The following is a 16,667-nucleotide window of genomic DNA, read 5'->3' as shown; positions in this document are numbered from 1 at the left end:
TGCAGATCAGTTCGACTACGCTGCAGCGGCCTTGGATTTCTCGTCGCGCAACTCACGGCGCAGGATCTTGCCGACATTCGTCTTCGGCAATTCGGTCCTGAACTCGACGTGCTTCGGCACCTTGTAGTTCGTGAGCTGGGTATGAGCGAACTTGATAATGTCCTCTGCCGTCAGGTTCGGATCCTTCTTCACGACAAAGGCTTTGACCGCTTCGGTTGATTTCGAATCGGCCACGCCGATCACGGCGCATTCCAGCACGCCGGGATGGCTGGCGATCACTTCCTCGACTTCGTTCGGATAGACGTTGAAGCCGGAAACGATGATCATGTCCTTCTTGCGGTCGACGATTTTGGTGTAGCCGTCCGGCGACATGATGCCGATGTCGCCGGTGCGGAAGAAACCGTCGGCGGTCATCACCTTCGCGGTCTCGTCCGGTCTGTTCCAGTAGCCGGCCATGATCTGCGGGCCCTTGGCGCAGATCTCGCCCGGCTCACCAAGCGGCACCTCGTTGCCGTTGTCGTCGCGGATCGAAAGATAGGTCGAGGGCACCGGCACGCCGATCGAACCGCTGAACCGGTCCGTATCCGCCGGATTGCAGGTCAGCGTCGGCGAGGTCTCCGAAAGGCCATAGCCTTCCGACAGCGCGCAACCGGTCACGGCAAGCCACTGGTCGGCCACCGGCTTCTGCACGGCCATGCCGCCGCCGAAGCAGGTCTTGAGCTTGGAGAAGTCGACCTTCTTGAATTCGGGATTGTTGACCAACGCATTGTAGAGTGTGTTGACCGCCGGGAAGCTGTTGACCTGGTACTTCTGCAATTCCTTGATGAAGCCGGGGATGTCGCGCGGATTGGGAATCAGAAGGTTGGCGCCCCCGGCGCGCACCGCCAGCAGGAAGCACGCCGTCAGCGCGAAGATGTGATAGAGCGGCAGCGCGCAAACGATCAGCAACTGGTCCACGATGGGTGGCTTGCGCAGCGCCGGCTGCAGCCAGGCATCGTTCTGCAGGACATTGGCGAGGATGTTGCGGTGGAGCAGCGTTGCGCCCTTGGAAACGCCGGTTGTGCCGCCGGTATATTGCAGGAAAGCGACGTCGTCGGGCCCGATCGTGGGCTTGTTCAACGTCAGCCTGCGGCCGGCTGCGAGCGCATCGTTGAAGGCCACCGCGCCGGGTATCGAAAATGGCGGCACCATTTTCTTGACCTTGCGCACGACGAAATTGACGATCACGCCCTTGAAGCCGAGTAGGTCGCCCATGGTGCCCATGATGACGTGCTTGACGTTGGTCTTCGCCAGCACTTTTTCCAGCGTGCCGGCGAAGTTTTCCATAATGATAATGGCTTCCGCACCGGAGTCCGCGAGCTGATGCTCAAGTTCGCGCGGCGTGTAGAGCGGATTGACGTTCACCACGGTATATCCGGCGCGTAAAATGCCCGATGACGCAACCGGATTCTGCAGCACATTCGGCATCATGATGGCGACGCGGGCGCCCTTCTTCAGGCCCTTGCTCTGCAGGTAGGCGCCGATCGCCGTCGACATCTCGTCGAGCTCGCGATAGGTGATGGACTTGTCCATGCAGATGAACGCCTTGCGGTCGCTGAACTTCTTGAAGCTCTCCTCAAGCAGTTCGACGAGCGATGGATATTGGTTGGCGTCGATATCGGTTGGCACGCCGGCCGGATATTGCTTGAGCCAAATGCGTTCCATCGGATGTCCCCTCGGCTGATGTCCTGCTGCTGGCTACGGTTCTTGCGCCGAATGCCACGTATTTCCCAGAGTATTGGGCCGAAGTGAGGGGCATAGCAAGCCTGTGCGCGCTAACGACGCATCGAAGGTTTGCGGGCAGGGTAAACAGATCTCGTGGAGTGGATTTGACATTCGCTGCCCGTCCGGTCGCGCGTTCGTCAAGCGAATGTCAAATCCCAAACTCCAAGAGAGACTTGACCACTTGGCGAACTCAACTCCGCGGCGCGGTGTCGGACTTCTGTTGCGTCGCGGCTGGCTTACCGGTCTTGGCGGCCGCCGGCTTGGCCGGGGCGGGCTTCGCCGGATGCGGCTTGGCTGCGGTCTCCGCCTTCTTGTCCGGCTTTGCGGGCGTGACGGCGGCGGTGGTCGCCGGCTTGGCTGCCGAAGCGGCGCCGGCCGCAGATTTGCCATGGGCCGCCGCGGGCTTGGCGCTTGCGACCGGCTTGGCGCTGGACTTGGCCTCCTGCTTGGCGTCGTCCTTCTTCTCCGTTCCCGCCTCTTGCTTGGCGAGCTTTGCTTTCGCCTTCGCACCCTTCCTCCTCGGAATGGATTGCTTGGCGGTTTCAGCCGCGTCGGCCGCGAGAACGGCGTCGCCTGTGCGTGTCGGGCCGGTGTAGACGATGATGGGGGTGACAGGGTTCGCCGGTGCGGCAATCATCTCCGAGATCTTCATGGGATGCGCCTGGAAGCCGGAGGTGAACATTGAGACGCCGCCCTCAGTATTGCCGGCGGTCACTGCAACATCATCGTCTTCGTCCTCGGCGGCGGGGCGCTTGCGTTTTGGTCCGCACATTTCGTCGCGGAGGTTCGGCGGTGCGGCGTCGATCGGCGCCAGCGAGTCGACCGTGCCGAGTGATGGCTTGAGCCACGACAGGCGATTATTGAAGCCCCGTTCCAAGAGCTGTGCGGCGCGCACCGCGCGCATGGTCCCTGAAGATGCTCCGAGCACAACAGCGATCAGGCGCTTGTTGTTGCGGGTTGCGGATGCGACCAGATTGAAACCCGATGCGCAGATGAAGCCGGTCTTCATCCCGTCGGCGCCGGGATAGCGGCCGATCAGCTTGTTGAAATTCGCGGTGATGCGGCGGCCGAATTTAATCGCCGGAATGTGCAGGTAATATTCATACTCCGGAAAGTCACGGAGCAATGCGCGTGCCAGGATGCCGAGATCGCGGGCAGACGTGACGTGCCCATCGGCGGGCAGTCCGTTCGGATTGACGTAATGCGTCTGCGTCATGCCGAGACGCTGCGCATTCTTGTTCATCTCTTCGGCGAAATTGTCGATCGAGCCGCCAACGCCTTCGGCAAGTACGACGGCAATGTCGTTGGCCGACTTCACCATCATCATCTTCACGGCGTTATCGACGGTGACCTGCGTACCGACCGGAAATCCCATCTTCGACGGTGCTTGCGAAAGCGCAGTCGGCGACACCGTGAACAATGTGTCCAGCGTGATGCGACCTTCCTTCACGGCCTTCAGCGTGACGTAGAGCGTCATCAGCTTGGTGACCGAAGCCGGATACCAAGGATATGTTGCGTTCTCGGCCTGCAGGACCTTGCCGGTGTCGGCCTCGATGACGAGAAGCGCTTCCGCACGCACGGTCTGCGGTGCCACCAGCGCGGCAACCAGCGCCACGACACATATCAGCGCCCGCAATGACAGCCATTGGAACCGGGTGGGAGACAACGCCACTATCCGATTCCGATCTCTGAAAGCACGCCTGCGGCGAATGAAGTCATGGCGTCCTCGGCGTGTTGCGTTCGGATATGCGATGCGACCATGCCGCCAGATCGGCGCGGCGACGAGATCAATACTTATACCGGAGCGGTGGTCCGGCATAGTGGGTCAAGGCTTCATTCAAGCAGGAAATGGGCCAAATTTCGACGGTTGCCCACACCCTGTGCATGGCCTCATGGTTCTGCGTCAAGCAGCGTTGCCGGCGGCGCGAGTCCGGTGCCAGCTTTCTCCTGAACCATGAACTGCGCCTTCGCGAGCTGGGCAAAATAGCCGCCTCTTTCAACGAGTTCATCGAACGTTCCACTCTCGGCGACGCGACCCTTGTCGAACACCAGGATCCTGGTCGCGTTGCGGATCGTAGAGAGGCGGTGGGCGATCACAAACGTGGTGCGGCCTTTCATCACAGTATCGAGAGCAGCGTTCACTTTCGCCTCGGTCACTGCGTCGAGAGCACTGGTTGCTTCATCGAGAATCAAGATGGGCGGATTTTTCAGCAGCGCGCGCGCGATCGATAGCCGCTGCCGTTCGCCGCCGGACAACATGCGGCCGCGCTCGCCTGCGTTGGTCTCGAATTTCAGGTCGCTGCGTTCGATGAAATCCAGCGCCTGCGCGCCTTCGGCTGCTGCGCGCAATTCGGCGTCGGTAGCGTCGGGCTTGCCGACGCGCAGGTTCTCCGCGATCGAGCGGTTGAACAACAAGGCTTCCTGAAACACCACGCCGATGTTTCTGCGCAATGAAGCGAGCGTCATGCCGCGCACGTCCATGCCGTCGATCTTGATAATGCCCGACTGCGGATCGAACGCGCGGTGGAGAAGGGCTATGGCGGTTGATTTGCCCGCGCCGGTTTCGCCGACGAGTGCGAAGGTCTGCCCAGGCAGCGCGGTGAAGGATACGTCTTCCACGGCCGGCCGCTTGCCGTCATAGGAAAACGTTACATCGTTGAACTCCACGAGCCCTTGCAGGTGGCCGGGATCGATGGCGTCCGGCCGATCACGCACCGCAGGGACAGCGTCGAGCACGTCGAAAAACTCCCGCAAACGCGGAGCTTCCATGAAGACATTGTTGATGAAGCTGACGACTTGCTCCAGCTTCTGGATCAACATGGTCGCGAAGCTGACGAACATCACAATCTCGCCGACGCTCGCCAGCCCTTGTCCGTGCAGGATGATGCCGACAACAAAAATAGCGAGGATGGTGATGGTCGTGGATGCGCGGGTCATGACCACGACCAGCGCCCACCAGGACAGCACAGGAAGCTGAGCCGAGAGCAACTTGTCGGCGACGCCGCGCAGGCCCTGCACTTCCGCATCCACGCGCACGAAGCTTTGTACAAGCGCGACATTGCCGAGCGCGTCGGACGCACGGGCGGCGAGATCGCCGTAGTGCTCTTCGACCTGCATCTGCAGGCTATAGGTCTTGCGCACCACAAGCGTCGTCAGCAACGTGAAGATAACGCACAGCACGAACAGCAGGACGGCCAATCGCCAGTTCAGGTAGACCGACAGCGGCAGCAGCACGACCAATGAGACGATTGCCGCGAAGTGTTCGCGGAAGAAGCTGAGCCAGAGCCGCCACAGCGCATCCGTTCCCTGCAGCATCACCTTCATCAGACGGCCGGAGTGGGTCCCGCTGTGAAATGTCAGCGGCAGCTGCATGATGTGCTCGAAATAATCGGTCAGGACTGCCTGACGTTGACGGTGGGCGAGGCGGTCGGCATGCAGGGCGACCACGGCGCTGCAGAGGATCGTGAACAACCCGAAGGCAACCCATGCGCCGAGCAGGGGCCAAGGCGATCGAGGTTCGGTACCGGCGGCGGGCGTCGCCGACAGCACATCAACGATGCGCCCGAACAGAACCGGCTCAGCAAACTGTGCGATGGCCAGCAGCAGATTGGCGCCGGCGAGCAGCCAGCCGAGACGCGCCTCCTTGCCGAGCAGGTCGAGAACACGAATGTACAGGCGGATAAGGGGCATGGGCTTCTGCTCGACTATCGCACGGACAAGGCTGACCTGAACGATACCCTAACTGGTGAAGCTGAGGGAATACAGCAGTCGTTCGCGCTGTGCTTAATCGATTTTGCGGTCGTCTGCCGGCGGCAGAAAGTTATCATCGAAAATGTCGGTCGCGGACGGGCGTTTGCGGAAGGTGTAGCCTTCCGCGATCTGATCCAGCGCGACCTCAAAGCGATGTGTCTCGATCCCGCCGAGACCGTTCTGTTTCACTTCTGGCGTAACGATGTTGTCATGAATGCTTGCCTGCAGCCGCGCGAGCTCGATGCTGCGGGAGCCGTTGTTCATTTGCGTCATGACCAGGTCGATCGCAAGTTCAGGGTCTTTGATGGCGATCCGCACGCCGGACACCGTCGCGCGCAAAAATGCTTTCACAGCTTCGGGATTTTTTGCCGCGAAGGCGGGGTTGACGATCAGGGCATGGCCGTAGACCAGGCAACCGAAGTCGGCAAATCGCAAAATCGCCAGGTCGTTTGCAGGAACTCCGCGATCCCGCAGAGTGATCGCAGACAGGAATGAGAAGCCGGTGACCGCATCCAGCTGTCCGGCTGACAGCATGGGTTCTCGCACAGCGGCATTGATTTTTTCGGCTTTCACCTTGGCGAGATCGATATGGTTCCGGTGGGCAACGGCGGGCCACAGCCCTACGGCGGGATCGCCGTCCACCAGACCTATCGTTTTGCCTTCAAGGTCCGCCATCGACTTGATGCCGCGGCTCTTGCGGGCGATCATGGCATAGGGCGCCTTGTTGTACAGCACGAATATAGCCTTGATCGGCGACGTGTGGTCTTTGTCGCGATAGCGGATCAAAGCATTGATGTCGGCCAGCGCGATGTCGCTGGCGCCTGACGCCACCCGCGCAATCGCATCCTCCGACCCATTGGCAGAATCGATTGTGACAGCCAGATCTTCCTCGCGGAACAGGTCTTTCGCTGAGGCTGCAATGAATGGGGCCGCCGCACCGTCGATTGTCCGGTCGAGTGAGAAACGCATCGCCGTGGCCGCATGCGCTCCGTTTGAGCCGAAGCAGAGGACACCGAGAAGCGCAATAAGTAGCAGGAAGGTCGTGCGGAGGGAGGTGGTCGAACGCTTCAACATGATGCTTGGCTTGAGACCTGACACGAGACGCGATGACGTTTTGTCCGCGCCGTATGTTTGTTTGATGACTCCAGCCATGGATGGACCCGCGACCGCTTGCCACTGCTCTATCTTTTGGTAACAGATTGCCTTGATTTTGCCACTCATCGTTCAGCTTGCATTCGGGATGGGGAACTCAGTGTAAGCTCAGGGATTCTTCCCTTTCCGGCCAATAGCCGCCGGACTTGATCATGAGGACTTGAAATGTTCGGACCGAAGATTTTGTCCTTCCGTAAAGGCATGGTTCTGACGACCGTTGCCGCTCTGTCACTAAGCCTCGCCGTCCCTCCGTCTGCCGTTCAGGCGCGAACCGCCGCTCCTGCCGTGAAGGATGTGAGCGCCTCGACGGCCGTGGTGGGCGAGGCCACCGACTTCAGCGCCCGCCGCCGTGTGGCTCGGCGGCACTACCGTCATAACAATGCCGCGGGCCTCGCCTTTATGGGCCTGGCGCTTGGTGCGATCGGGACCGCCATCGCCGATCAACGCCGCCGCGATTACTATCGCCAGCACTATTTCTATGGCGGTACACCGTACTACGGCGGCCACTATTATGGTGCGCCAGCCTATTACGGTTACGGGGTCCCGCCCTATGACGGCGATGGCTACTGGGATTATTGAGGCCCGGAAGGCTTCGGCTGCGTAAGCCAATCGCCGGGAAACCCCGGCGATTTTCGCTTTTTTAAGCATGTCCGCCGGTTGAAAGATCGCTTGTTAACACGCTGTGGACAGATTTCACCTAAGGTTTCCCTATGAGCGATTCGCTGGAGCGGCTTTATCGAGCGGTAATTGCGGCCAAGGATCTCGATCCGGCAACGTCGCGGACTGCACGGCTGTTTCAACGCGGTCCGGCAAAGATGGCCAAGAAGCTCGCTGAGGAAGCCATCGAGGTCGTGATTGATGCCGTGAATGGCGATCCAGAAGCCGTCGTCCGGGAAAGCGCGGACTTATTCTATAACCTGTCCGTCTTGTGGGTTGCTGCCGGGGTCAAGCCGCAGGACGTGTGGGACGAGATGGATCGCCGCGAGCGGGCCCAGGGGATTGCCGAGAAACTTCCCAAATCCGCCACCAAGGCCACCGCGACCAAGTCGGCCGCACCGTCTTCGGACATTGCTCCGGAGCTGAAAAAGGCGGCTCCCGAGCATGCGCCTCGGCGACCTATTGTCGCGCGGGAAAGTGGCCGCCTGAAGAAACGGCGCTGATTTTTCGCAGCTTCGACACAATTCCATCCATGGACAAATCGGCTGGACGATGGTTCATCGCCCCATGCTGAAAAAAATGTATGACTGGTGTATCGCCGCCGCCGACAAGCCCTACGCCCTCTGGTTGATGGGGGCTGTCTCGTTCGCTGAAAGCTCGTTCTTTCCGATCCCGCCGGATGTGATGCTGATACCGATGTCGCTCGCCCGGCCGAAGAAGGCTTGGCTGTACGCGTTGGTCTGCACCGTCACATCGGTGGCCGGTGGCATGGTGGGGTACGCCATCGGGGCGCTGCTCTACGATTCCGTCGGACAGTGGCTCATCCAGCTTTACGGCTACGGCGAAAAGGTCGAGGCATTCCGGACCGCCTATGCCGAATACGGCGCGTGGATCATCCTGCTCAAGGGCCTAACGCCGATCCCCTACAAGATCGTCACGATCACGTCGGGCTTCGCCAATTACAATCTGCTCCTGTTCGTGCTGCTCTCGATCGTTGCGCGGGGCGGACGGTTTTTCTTCGTGGCAGTGCTGCTGAACCGATACGGCACCTGGATTCGCGAGGCCATCGAGAAGCGGCTCGGGATGTGGGTGAGCATTGGAGCAGGCGCCCTGATCGTCGGATTCATCATCGCCTTCCGGCTGTTCTAGTGTCCCGATCACCGTACTAGTTGAACAGCCCTTTCCCTCCTGGAAGGGGCAGGATAGGTTCGCTGCATGTCCATTCGCGCCGGCGAGATTTTTGTGGATGTGCGGAGTCGCCAGATTTTTGCGGCGATTGCGATGTTGGTTGCGCTGTTGGGTGTGACGACGGTTGCTTGGCCGCAACAACCCCAGACCCAGCAATCGCAGCCTCAGCAATCCCAAGCCCAGCCGACCCAGGCTCCGGCACCGGATGTCTCACCAACTGATCAGCCGCCATCTCCCGAGCCGCCTGCACGCAGTAACCCCGGCCTCGTGGAGGAAATCGGAAAGCTGCTCAAGGCTCCCACATTCAGTTTGCCATCTTCGCTGCCGTCGCCCCAGCAGACCTTCGAGCAGCTGAACTCCAGTACAAAAAAGGCGACGGACAGTTTGTCCCGCATCGCGCCGCTATCCGGGCAGTCCGTGGTTGTCGGTCGGACGATGTGCATCGTTGCATCCAACGGTGCACCCGACTGCAAATCGGCGTCAGACCAGCTATGCAGGGAAAAAGGCTATAAGGAAGGTCGCAGCCTGGACGTCGAAGCCGCCCAGAAATGCTCGGCAAAAGCTTATTTTTCAGGGGGCAGGGCGTGCAGGACGGAAAATTTCGTCACCCGCGCCGTCTGTCAATAATTTTCCTGCTCTTCCAAGGCGCGCTCGCAGCCCGTATGACCGTAGGGATAATGCCCTGACGGCGAATGCCGGGCGATCAATTTGAAGAAAAGGAATTCCGGATGTCGATGCCTGCCTTGTTCAAGAATCGTCTCTCGATACCGGTGATCGGCTCACCGCTCTTTATCGTATCGGGTCCTGATCTTGTCATTGCTCAATGCAAGGCCGGTGTAGTCGGGTCGTTTCCAGCGCTGAATGCGCGCCCTGCAGCCTTGCTGGATGAGTGGTTGCATCGGATCAAAGAAGAGCTGGCTGCGCACGACAAGGCGCACCCCGATCGTCCGTCCGCCCCGTTCGCGGTGAACCAGATCGTCCACAAATCGAACAACCGGTTGGATCAGGACCTCGCGGTTTGTGAAAAGCACAAGGTGCCGATGGTGATCACGTCGCTTGGTGCGCGCGAGGAATTGAACCAGGCTGTTCATGCCTGGGGCGGCATCACCTTTCACGATGTCATCAATCAGAAGTTCGCTCACAAGGCGATCGAGAAGGGGGCTGACGGTTTGGTGCTGGTTGCCGCCGGTGCGGGCGGTCATGCTGGAGCGCTGTCGCCGTTCGCCTTCGTGGCGGAGACGCGGCAATGGTTCAATGGCCCGATTGCGCTGTCCGGTGCGATCGGTACGGGGCGGGCGGTCCGCGCGGCGCGCGTCCTGGGTGCCGATTTCGCCTATATCGGCTCGGCATTCATCGCGACGCAAGAGGCGAACGCGCCTCAAGGTTACAAGGAGATGATTGCATCGTCGGCTGCCGAAGACATCGTGTATTCAAACTTGTTCACCGGCGTTCATGGCAATTACCTGAAGCCGTCCATCGTCGCGGCCGGCATGGACCCGGACAACCTGCCCGCTTCCGATCCATCGAAAATGAGCTTTGCGACCGATGCCAGCGGTGAGCGCAACAAGCCGAAGGCCTGGAAGGAAATCTGGGGCAGTGGCCAAGGTATCGGCAGCGTCGAGAAAGTCGTGCCTGTCGCCGAACTGGTTGCGCGCCTCACAACGGAATATGGCGAGGCGGTCGACAATCCGCTTTGATCTGATTTCAAACCTTATCGATATCTGGCAATCGGTCTCATCTGATGGAAGCTGTATTTCGCGTTGACGGGAATCGTGTGTTCACCAGCGAGCATGCCGGAGGTCCGTGGGATCCCGGGATGCAACATGGCGGCGCGCCATCGGCCCTGGTGGTGTGGGCTGCAGAACGAATTCCGTCTGCCCAGCCGATGCAGGTGGTTCGCGTCAGCGTCGACCTGATGCGGCCGGTGCCGGTGGCGCCGTTGACGCTCGAGAGCGAGGTGGTGCGCGAAGGACGCAAGATACAGCTTTGCAGGGTCAGCATTCTGTCAAATGGCGTAGAGGTTGTTCGCGCCACCGTGCTCAAGGTGAGATCGGAGGCCGTTTTACTGCCGGCGGATGTGGCGGATATGCCAATCGACGTTCCCGGGCCTGACGATGGCATTGAAGAACCGCCTCACGGCTCGAGCAAGTTCATCAACAGCGTGACGTTGCGATCGGTGCGCGGGCGCTTTCTGACGCTTGGTCCGGCCGCGATCTGGTTTCGCACCAATCGTCCCATGGTCGAGGGAAGTGAAAATTCTGCGGTGATGCGGGCCGCGCTCTCCGCGGATTTCACCAATGGCGTCGCCTCGATCGTCGATTTTGCCAAATGGACGTTCATCAACGCCGATCTAACCGTCACGCTTGCTCGTGCACCGGTCGGCGACTGGATTCTGTTGAACTCGGAAACGACATTGGGGCCGGATGGCGCGGGCATCGCAGTGTCGCGATTGGGAGATGCAAAAGGCTATTTCGGCCGCTCCATTCAGTGTCTCGTGGTCGAGCCGCGCCGCTAGCAAAAATCACAAATGTGAACTTGAAGCGAGAGCGGTGCTGCTGTCACTGCACGCGGTGGCTGTGCATCATCATGAGTTCGTGGCTGCTCGGTTTTAGAATTTATCGAGAATGAGTCGTTGATATGGACCGGACTTCATTGCTTCGATGGGGTCTCGATTGCTTCAGAAACGAAGAAACACCGTATCGGCGGGCATATCGTTACACGATATATAGTCTAGATCGCTTCTAAAACGATCCGGCTGAAGTTTATTCCGCAACACATTACAAATTTTTCAAGGCTGCGACGTCTGGACGCAGTCTGCTGATTTTTCCAAGAGAAGCCCACGACGTCGTCGCGTGGTTGCGGCGCGTGTTTTTCTTGGGGCCAGTTATGATTCACGCCATTCGCATGCAGCGTCAGGCACGCTCGACTTCGATCTCCAGATCGATCCTCATGTCCGCCAGCTATCTCGTGCTCAGCGTTACCTTGTGGGCGCCGGATGCAATGGCTCAGGCTGCTGCGGAAAACCAGTCGGGGGCGACAGCGCTTCCTCCCGTCGTGGTTGCGACACACAAGCCGAAGGCGCGTCGGCGGGGGACGGCGTCTCGGCGGCGGACGGATGAAGCTGCAGCCAAGCCAAAGCCCGAACCGCTGCCGGACACGCAGGACAGCCGCACCGGCACTGCTGGCTACGTCTCCAACAGCACGTCGGTCGCCACCAAGACCAACACGCCGCTGATCAACATTCCGCAGTCCGTCAGCGTCCTCACCAAGAATTTCATCAAGGATCAAGCCCCGCTCGGCCTCACTGACGTCACGCGCTACGTCCCTGGTGTCGCTGTCCATCAGGGCGAAGGCAATCGTGACGAACTCGTTATCCGTGGTGTGGACTCGAGTGCGAATTTCTTCGTCAATGGTATCCGCGATGACGTTCAGATCTTTCGCGATCTCTATAACACCCAGAGCATCGAGATCGTGAAAGGACCGAGCGCGTTGACCTTTGGTCGCGGTGCGGGCGGCGGTCTTCTCAACCGCACGCTCAAGGAGGCCGACGGCACCAGGATCTACGAGGCTACGGCGCAAGCCGGTTCATATGGTGACAGGCGCATCTCGATCGATGCCGGCCAGGCGGTGAACGAGAATGTTGCTGCTCGCTTCAACGCTTTCTATGAGGGGTCTGAGACGTTCCGCGACTTCGGAAATCTGGAGCGTTACGGCATCAATCCGACGCTGACGCTCAAGCCGAACGACACCACCAAGATCAAATTGAGCTATGAATACTATCACGATGAACGCACGGCGGATCGCGGGAATCCGTCGCAAGCGCTTGCTATTCCTGGCGGCGCGACACGCTTCAATCCGACGACGCCGTTCGCGCCGAACGGAGATCTGACGGCGTTTTTCGGCAGTCCAACCTATAACGTCGCAAAGGCCGACGTGCAGACCACGATGGCTGTGATCGAACATGACTTCGAAAACGGACTGACCGTGAAGAATTCGGCGGTGTATGCCGACTACAATAAATTCTATCAGAACGTTTATCCGGGCGGCGCGGTGAACTCCGCGCAAACAGCGGTCAATCTGAATGCGTACCAGCACTGGACAGACCGCGACAACGCCATCAACCAGACGGACTTTACCTACAAGGCTTCAACCGGCTCAATCCGTCATACACTTGGGTTCGGAACGGAATTCGGCCGGCAGACGGGTATCGATCAGCGTAACACCGGCATCTTCGCAAGCACCGGGACGAATTCGTTCACGGCGAATCCGTTCGATCCGACCTTCTTCGGGACTATCGATTTCATTCATCACCCGACCGCGACCAACACCGATGGCGTGACGTCGGCTGACTCGAACAGCAAATACGCGCTCAACACCCAGTCGGCCTATGTGCGTGACCAGATTGAAATTACGCGTTGGCTGCAAGTAATTGGTGGTGTTCGCTATGACCGTTTCGACATGTCGGCGGTCGACAGGAATACCGGCATCCAAAGGGGTCGTGTTGACGAGAAGCTTTCACCGCAGGCTGCGATTATCGTCAAGCCGGTGGAGAATCTGTCGGTCTATGGCGCCTATAGCGTGTCGTATCTGCCGGCGTCAGGCGACCAGTTCAGCGCGTTGAACGATGGCACGTTGATTCTCGAACCGCAGAAATTCGAGAACACCGAAGTTGGTGTGAAGTGGAACATCACTCCAAAGCTGCAGTTTACTTCTGCGATTTACGAATTGAACCGCACCAATCAGCCAATTCCTGATCCTGTCAGAGGATCGCCTTTTGTGTTGCCGAACGGCGCCAGCAAGGTGCGGGGCTTCGAAACGGCCCTCAATGGCTATGTGACCGATGCCTGGCAATCCTCGATCGGATACGCCTACACGGATGCGCGGATCGCGAAGGATCTCACGCAGCCCACTGCAGTACCGCCTGTCCTTGCCGGGAATCGAGTCCAACTCGTCCCCTACAATCAGTTCTCGTGGTGGAACAAGTATCAGATCGACCCAATCTGGGGAGCTGGGCTCGGTATTATTTACTTCTCGGATTCTTATGCAGCCTCCGATGACACCGTTCGCTTACCCGGCTTCGTCCGTGTCGACGCCGCGCTCTACGTGAAGATCAATGAGACGTGGCGCGGCCAGCTCAACATCGAAAATATCTTCGACAAGGGTTATTGGGCATCCGCCGACGGCAACAACAACATCTCTCCCGGCCAGCCGCGCACCTTCAAAGTGTCGGCGACGGCGAAGTTCTGAATGTGATCGCGCTAAAATAAGGTGCAGGTTCTGCACAAATCAAACGCCCGGCTTTGTGTCGGGCGTTTTCATGAGTAGCGATATGCGATGCGATGAAGGATCGCTTTCAATCCGAAAGCCGTGTGAGTACGGCTTTGAATGCGAGGCTTGGAAAGTCGGGCGATGTACCTTCGCAGATCGCGTAGTCGCCTTTCGCCGCGCCTTGAAAGTTGACGCTCACCTCGTCGAATCCGAAAACCGATGGATGTGCCGGATCTGTGGTATGTCGGATGCTGCGAACGCTCCCTGAAAACGAGTGCCCGTTCTCGGTGAAGGAGCCAACATAGGCGAATGCAGAACTGCCGCCGCGTATTCTTCCATTCTCAGCGTTCACGACGCCGAGCGCTTTTCCGCGCGGGGTTTCGAATTCGACCTTGTACAAACCTTTGAACATTTGCGGACGTTGGCTCGTTGAGATGTTGTGACGATTCTTTAGCGTGTATACGCGCCGATGCACAACTCGACAAAGGATGATTTCGCGTCGTTTGCCGCCATCAGAAAAATTTGATCGAATTCTTTAGCCGATTTCAAATGTGCAGTTTCTTTGAACAGCCGCGACGGCATTGCCGGTGCAGCTCGATCGTTCATCTTGGATCGGAGCTCGGAGTGAGAAGCAGATTCAATGTCGGCGTTGGGACAGTGCGTTCGAGTCTCGCTCGCGCAGATGTCAGTCAATAAGCGCGGCCTGTCGATCAGATGAGTTCGTGTGCGTTGAGCGACGCGTTTCGGCGGGCTCTCGTCGGGCGAAGCCGCCGAACCGGAAGGTCGAACCATCCATACCGGCGCGGCCTCTTCAATGGACGCACCGATCCCCTGGGACTGTCTTGGATGGGACTGCCTTGGAAGGAAGGTGGTGGTGCCCCTGGCCGGAATCGAACCAGCACTCCTTGCGGAACTCGATTTTGAGTCGAGCGCGTCTACCAGTTCCGCCACAGGGGCTCCCGGGACCACCACCGAGCGGTAGGGGTCACGAAGCGGGCGGGACTATAGCTTGCGCGGCCGTCTGGTCAACCGCCTGTGATCATGTGGGCGTCGACAGTTTTGATCGTGCGAGGTACGACCCGGTCTGGAAGAGGAGAGCACGACGTGGCGAGCGAGACGACCTTGAGACAGGGGCAGGCCGGCAGCTCCTGGGACCCGGTGTTCGTTGCTGCGGCGGCCGTCGCTGTGATCGCGGCCGCCACCATCGCCGGCGCCTGGTTTTTTGAGCTGGTGCTCGATATTCGGCCCTGTCCGCTCTGTCTGGAGCAACGTTATGCCTATTATTTCGCAATCCCGCTGGCGGTTCTGATCGCCCTCGGCGCATCCCGGGGACTGTCGCGCAGCCTGCTTGGCGGCGGCTTAGCCATTCTCGGCCTTGCGCTCGTCGCCAATGCGGTGCTCGGCGGCTATCACGCGGGCGTGGAATGGGGATTTTGGCAGGGCCCGACTGATTGCACCGGTCCGATCACCGATTTCGGCAATACCGGCAACCTGCTGGACGGCTTGAACAAAGTGAAAGTGATTCGTTGCGACGAGGTGCAGTGGCGTTTTCTGGGCCTGTCGCTGGCCGGCTACAACGTGCTGATCTCGCTGGCGCTGGCGCTGCTGGCCCTCTGGGGCGTCATCAAGTCGAGACAGCCGGCCTAGCCTCAATAGCCTGATCGGATTTGGCGCCTAGTCGTCCGCGTCCACCTGCGGGCGTCCGAACAGGTGGACGATGCCCGGCGTCGCGACCGAGACGAAGATAAATCGTGCCAGATGATGCGCGCCGACGAAGATCGGGTCGATATGCAGGGTGAGGGCGAGAGCCAGCATGGCGTCCATCGCTCCCGGTGAGAACGCGACCACGAGATCCCCGAACCGGCCCTGCGCCGTCAGAAAGACGATGGCGACGAAGATGGCCGAGACGACGATGGCGGCTGCAAACGAGCCAAGCGCCGCGACCATATGGCTGAGCAAGGTGCGGGCTGAAATGCGTGCGAAGCGCGTCCCGATCAGCGTCCCGATCCCGATCAGAGCGGTGGCGTAAGCCCAGCCCGGCAGTCCGCCGGTGATCCAACCTGATCCGTGCAACACGCCTGACCCAAGCATGGCGCCAAACATCCAGCTTGCGGGGAATTTCAGCAGTCGCAGCAGGCAGGCTGTCCCGACGCAGGCAACCGCAAGGACCGTGAGCGCCAGCGGGGTTGCCGGTGCCGCGCGCATCAACGCTGCTCCGTGAGATCCGAGGCCGAAGGTGGCGAGAATGATCGGCAGGGCGGCAGTCAGGATGATGACGCGCATGGTCTGGACCACGGCGATGCCGGCAACGTCAGCTCCTTTTTCGTTCGCCAGCATGATGATCTGGGACAGGGCGCCCGGACTGCCGGCGAGCAGGGCCGAGGTGCGATCCCAGGCGTGGACGCGCTGCAGATACAGGCTGCTGCCGAACGTCGCGCAAAACGTCGAGGCGGCGAGGATCGCGATGCTGAGCGGGTAGGACGCCATGTTGGACAGCATCTGGGGCGAGACCATCGAGCCGAGCGACAGGCCGAGGGTCATCAGGATGATGTGTGCCATGATCGGGGGGAGGGCCATCGGGCGGCCGGAGATGGCGGCGATGCCGACCGCGATCATCGCACCGGAGATCAAGCCGCCGGGAAGTTCAAGCCACTGAAAGGTGAGACTTCCCGCGGCCCCGATCGCAAGTGTTTCGATCACGCCGAAGGTGTCGCGTTTGAGGTCTGGACCGAAGATGTTTGAAAATTTCAGGTGAAGTAACGACATCAGGCAATGGGTTCGAGGATGCCGCGTTTATCGCAAATCGAACCGTACCCGACAAATGAGCGCTGCACATGGCTCGCGCGATCTCCATGCGGCAAACTCGCAGCAAAAAGCCGGCCGCGGCG

14 protein-coding genes and 1 tRNA gene are annotated in these 16,667 nt (G+C 59.7%); 8 read left to right on the top strand and 7 right to left on the bottom strand.

Translation table 11 applies throughout. The features are described from left to right. Positions 1 to 15 precede the first annotated feature (15 nt). The 4 genes from ACP0KA_RS07410 to ACP0KA_RS07395 form a co-directional block, all read right to left on the bottom strand. Positions 16 to 1,704, bottom strand: coding sequence for a long-chain fatty acid--CoA ligase (locus ACP0KA_RS07410; protein WP_424628184.1), 1,689 nt, complete (start codon positions 1,702 to 1,704; stop codon positions 16 to 18). 250 nt (positions 1,705 to 1,954) lie between these two features. Continuing rightward, on the bottom strand, positions 1,955 to 3,436 hold the full coding sequence (locus ACP0KA_RS07405; protein WP_424628183.1) for a D-alanyl-D-alanine carboxypeptidase family protein: 1,482 nt from the start codon (positions 3,434 to 3,436) through the stop codon (positions 1,955 to 1,957). 218 nt (positions 3,437 to 3,654) lie between these two features. Then, a complete protein-coding gene (locus ACP0KA_RS07400; protein ID WP_424628182.1) occupies positions 3,655 to 5,454 on the bottom strand; it encodes a glucan ABC transporter ATP-binding protein/ permease in 1,800 nt (599 codons plus the stop codon). 93 nt (positions 5,455 to 5,547) lie between these two features. Further along, on the bottom strand, positions 5,548 to 6,588 hold the full coding sequence (locus tag ACP0KA_RS07395) for an ABC transporter substrate-binding protein (protein ID WP_424631505.1): 1,041 nt from the start codon (positions 6,586 to 6,588) through the stop codon (positions 5,548 to 5,550). A 243-nt stretch (positions 6,589 to 6,831) separates the two neighbouring features. On the opposite strand from ACP0KA_RS07395, the gene ACP0KA_RS07390 reads away from it, so the two are divergent. The 7 genes from ACP0KA_RS07390 (at position 6,832) to ACP0KA_RS07360 (ending at position 13,758) form a co-directional block, all read left to right on the top strand. Continuing rightward, positions 6,832 to 7,245 (top strand): hypothetical protein, encoded by a 414-nt coding sequence (locus tag ACP0KA_RS07390; protein WP_424628181.1) that lies wholly within the window; start codon positions 6,832 to 6,834, stop codon positions 7,243 to 7,245. A gap of 131 nt (positions 7,246 to 7,376) precedes the next feature. After that, complete coding sequence (gene hisE / locus ACP0KA_RS07385) at positions 7,377 to 7,826, top strand: phosphoribosyl-ATP diphosphatase (RefSeq protein WP_424628180.1); 450 nt, start codon at positions 7,377 to 7,379, stop codon at positions 7,824 to 7,826. A 64-nt stretch (positions 7,827 to 7,890) separates the two neighbouring features. Then, positions 7,891 to 8,472 (top strand): YqaA family protein, encoded by a 582-nt coding sequence (locus ACP0KA_RS07380; RefSeq protein ID WP_424628179.1) that lies wholly within the window; start codon positions 7,891 to 7,893, stop codon positions 8,470 to 8,472. A gap of 66 nt (positions 8,473 to 8,538) precedes the next feature. Next, on the top strand, positions 8,539 to 9,138 hold the full coding sequence (locus ACP0KA_RS07375) for a hypothetical protein (protein WP_424628178.1): 600 nt from the start codon (positions 8,539 to 8,541) through the stop codon (positions 9,136 to 9,138). A gap of 101 nt (positions 9,139 to 9,239) precedes the next feature. Beyond that, complete coding sequence (locus ACP0KA_RS07370; protein WP_424628177.1) at positions 9,240 to 10,208, top strand: NAD(P)H-dependent flavin oxidoreductase; 969 nt, start codon at positions 9,240 to 9,242, stop codon at positions 10,206 to 10,208. Between the two features lie 44 nt (positions 10,209 to 10,252). Continuing rightward, complete coding sequence (locus ACP0KA_RS07365; protein ID WP_424628176.1) at positions 10,253 to 11,026, top strand: thioesterase family protein; 774 nt, start codon at positions 10,253 to 10,255, stop codon at positions 11,024 to 11,026. Positions 11,027 to 11,397: 371 nt separating this feature from the next. Then, positions 11,398 to 13,758: a TonB-dependent receptor gene (locus tag ACP0KA_RS07360; RefSeq protein ID WP_424628175.1), complete on the top strand. Its 2,361-nt coding sequence runs from the start codon at positions 11,398 to 11,400 to the stop codon at positions 13,756 to 13,758. Between the two features lie 106 nt (positions 13,759 to 13,864). Here ACP0KA_RS07360 and ACP0KA_RS07355 read toward each other — a convergent pair whose 3' ends face one another. Both ACP0KA_RS07355 and ACP0KA_RS07350 read right to left on the bottom strand, forming a co-directional pair. Then, a complete protein-coding gene (locus ACP0KA_RS07355) occupies positions 13,865 to 14,191 on the bottom strand; it encodes a GrlR family regulatory protein (protein ID WP_424628174.1) in 327 nt (108 codons plus the stop codon). Between the two features lie 460 nt (positions 14,192 to 14,651). Continuing rightward, positions 14,652 to 14,736: transfer RNA gene (locus tag ACP0KA_RS07350), tRNA-Leu, on the bottom strand. 147 nt (positions 14,737 to 14,883) lie between these two features. On the opposite strand from ACP0KA_RS07350, the gene ACP0KA_RS07345 reads away from it, so the two are divergent. Then, complete coding sequence (locus tag ACP0KA_RS07345; RefSeq protein ID WP_424628173.1) at positions 14,884 to 15,426, top strand: disulfide bond formation protein B; 543 nt, start codon at positions 14,884 to 14,886, stop codon at positions 15,424 to 15,426. A gap of 27 nt (positions 15,427 to 15,453) precedes the next feature. On the opposite strand, the gene ACP0KA_RS07340 is transcribed toward ACP0KA_RS07345, so the two are convergent. After that, on the bottom strand, positions 15,454 to 16,545 hold the full coding sequence (locus ACP0KA_RS07340; protein ID WP_424628172.1) for an AbrB family transcriptional regulator: 1,092 nt from the start codon (positions 16,543 to 16,545) through the stop codon (positions 15,454 to 15,456). Positions 16,546 to 16,667: the final 122 nt, after the last annotated feature.

Source organism: Bradyrhizobium sp. SYSU BS000235 (assembly GCF_049747295.1).
Lineage (GTDB): Bacteria > Pseudomonadota > Alphaproteobacteria > Rhizobiales > Xanthobacteraceae > Afipia.
Note: the sequence above shows the minus strand (reverse complement) of the source record. Positions and strands in the feature narration are given on the sequence as shown.

Excerpts from the sequence above, each read along its gene's own strand:
- ACP0KA_RS07375 (WP_424628178.1), top strand. The coding sequence starts at position 8,539 with ATGTCCATTCGCGCCGGCGAGATTTTTGTGGATGTGCGGAGTCGCCAG.
- ACP0KA_RS07360 (WP_424628175.1), top strand. The coding sequence starts at position 11,398 with ATGATTCACGCCATTCGCATGCAGCGTCAGGCACGCTCGACTTCGATC.
- ACP0KA_RS07365 (WP_424628176.1), top strand. The coding sequence starts at position 10,253 with ATGGAAGCTGTATTTCGCGTTGACGGGAATCGTGTGTTCACCAGCGAG.
- ACP0KA_RS07340 (WP_424628172.1), bottom strand. The coding sequence starts at position 16,545 with ATGTCGTTACTTCACCTGAAATTTTCAAACATCTTCGGTCCAGACCTC.
- ACP0KA_RS07390 (WP_424628181.1), top strand. The coding sequence starts at position 6,832 with ATGTTCGGACCGAAGATTTTGTCCTTCCGTAAAGGCATGGTTCTGACG.
- ACP0KA_RS07370 (WP_424628177.1), top strand. The coding sequence starts at position 9,240 with ATGTCGATGCCTGCCTTGTTCAAGAATCGTCTCTCGATACCGGTGATC.
- ACP0KA_RS07355 (WP_424628174.1), bottom strand. The coding sequence starts at position 14,191 with ATGTTCAAAGGTTTGTACAAGGTCGAATTCGAAACCCCGCGCGGAAAA.
- ACP0KA_RS07410 (WP_424628184.1), bottom strand. The coding sequence starts at position 1,704 with ATGGAACGCATTTGGCTCAAGCAATATCCGGCCGGCGTGCCAACCGAT.
- ACP0KA_RS07380 (WP_424628179.1), top strand. The coding sequence starts at position 7,891 with ATGCTGAAAAAAATGTATGACTGGTGTATCGCCGCCGCCGACAAGCCC.
- ACP0KA_RS07400 (WP_424628182.1), bottom strand. The coding sequence starts at position 5,454 with ATGCCCCTTATCCGCCTGTACATTCGTGTTCTCGACCTGCTCGGCAAG.
- hisE (WP_424628180.1), top strand. The coding sequence starts at position 7,377 with ATGAGCGATTCGCTGGAGCGGCTTTATCGAGCGGTAATTGCGGCCAAG.
- ACP0KA_RS07395 (WP_424631505.1), bottom strand. The coding sequence starts at position 6,588 with ATGTTGAAGCGTTCGACCACCTCCCTCCGCACGACCTTCCTGCTACTT.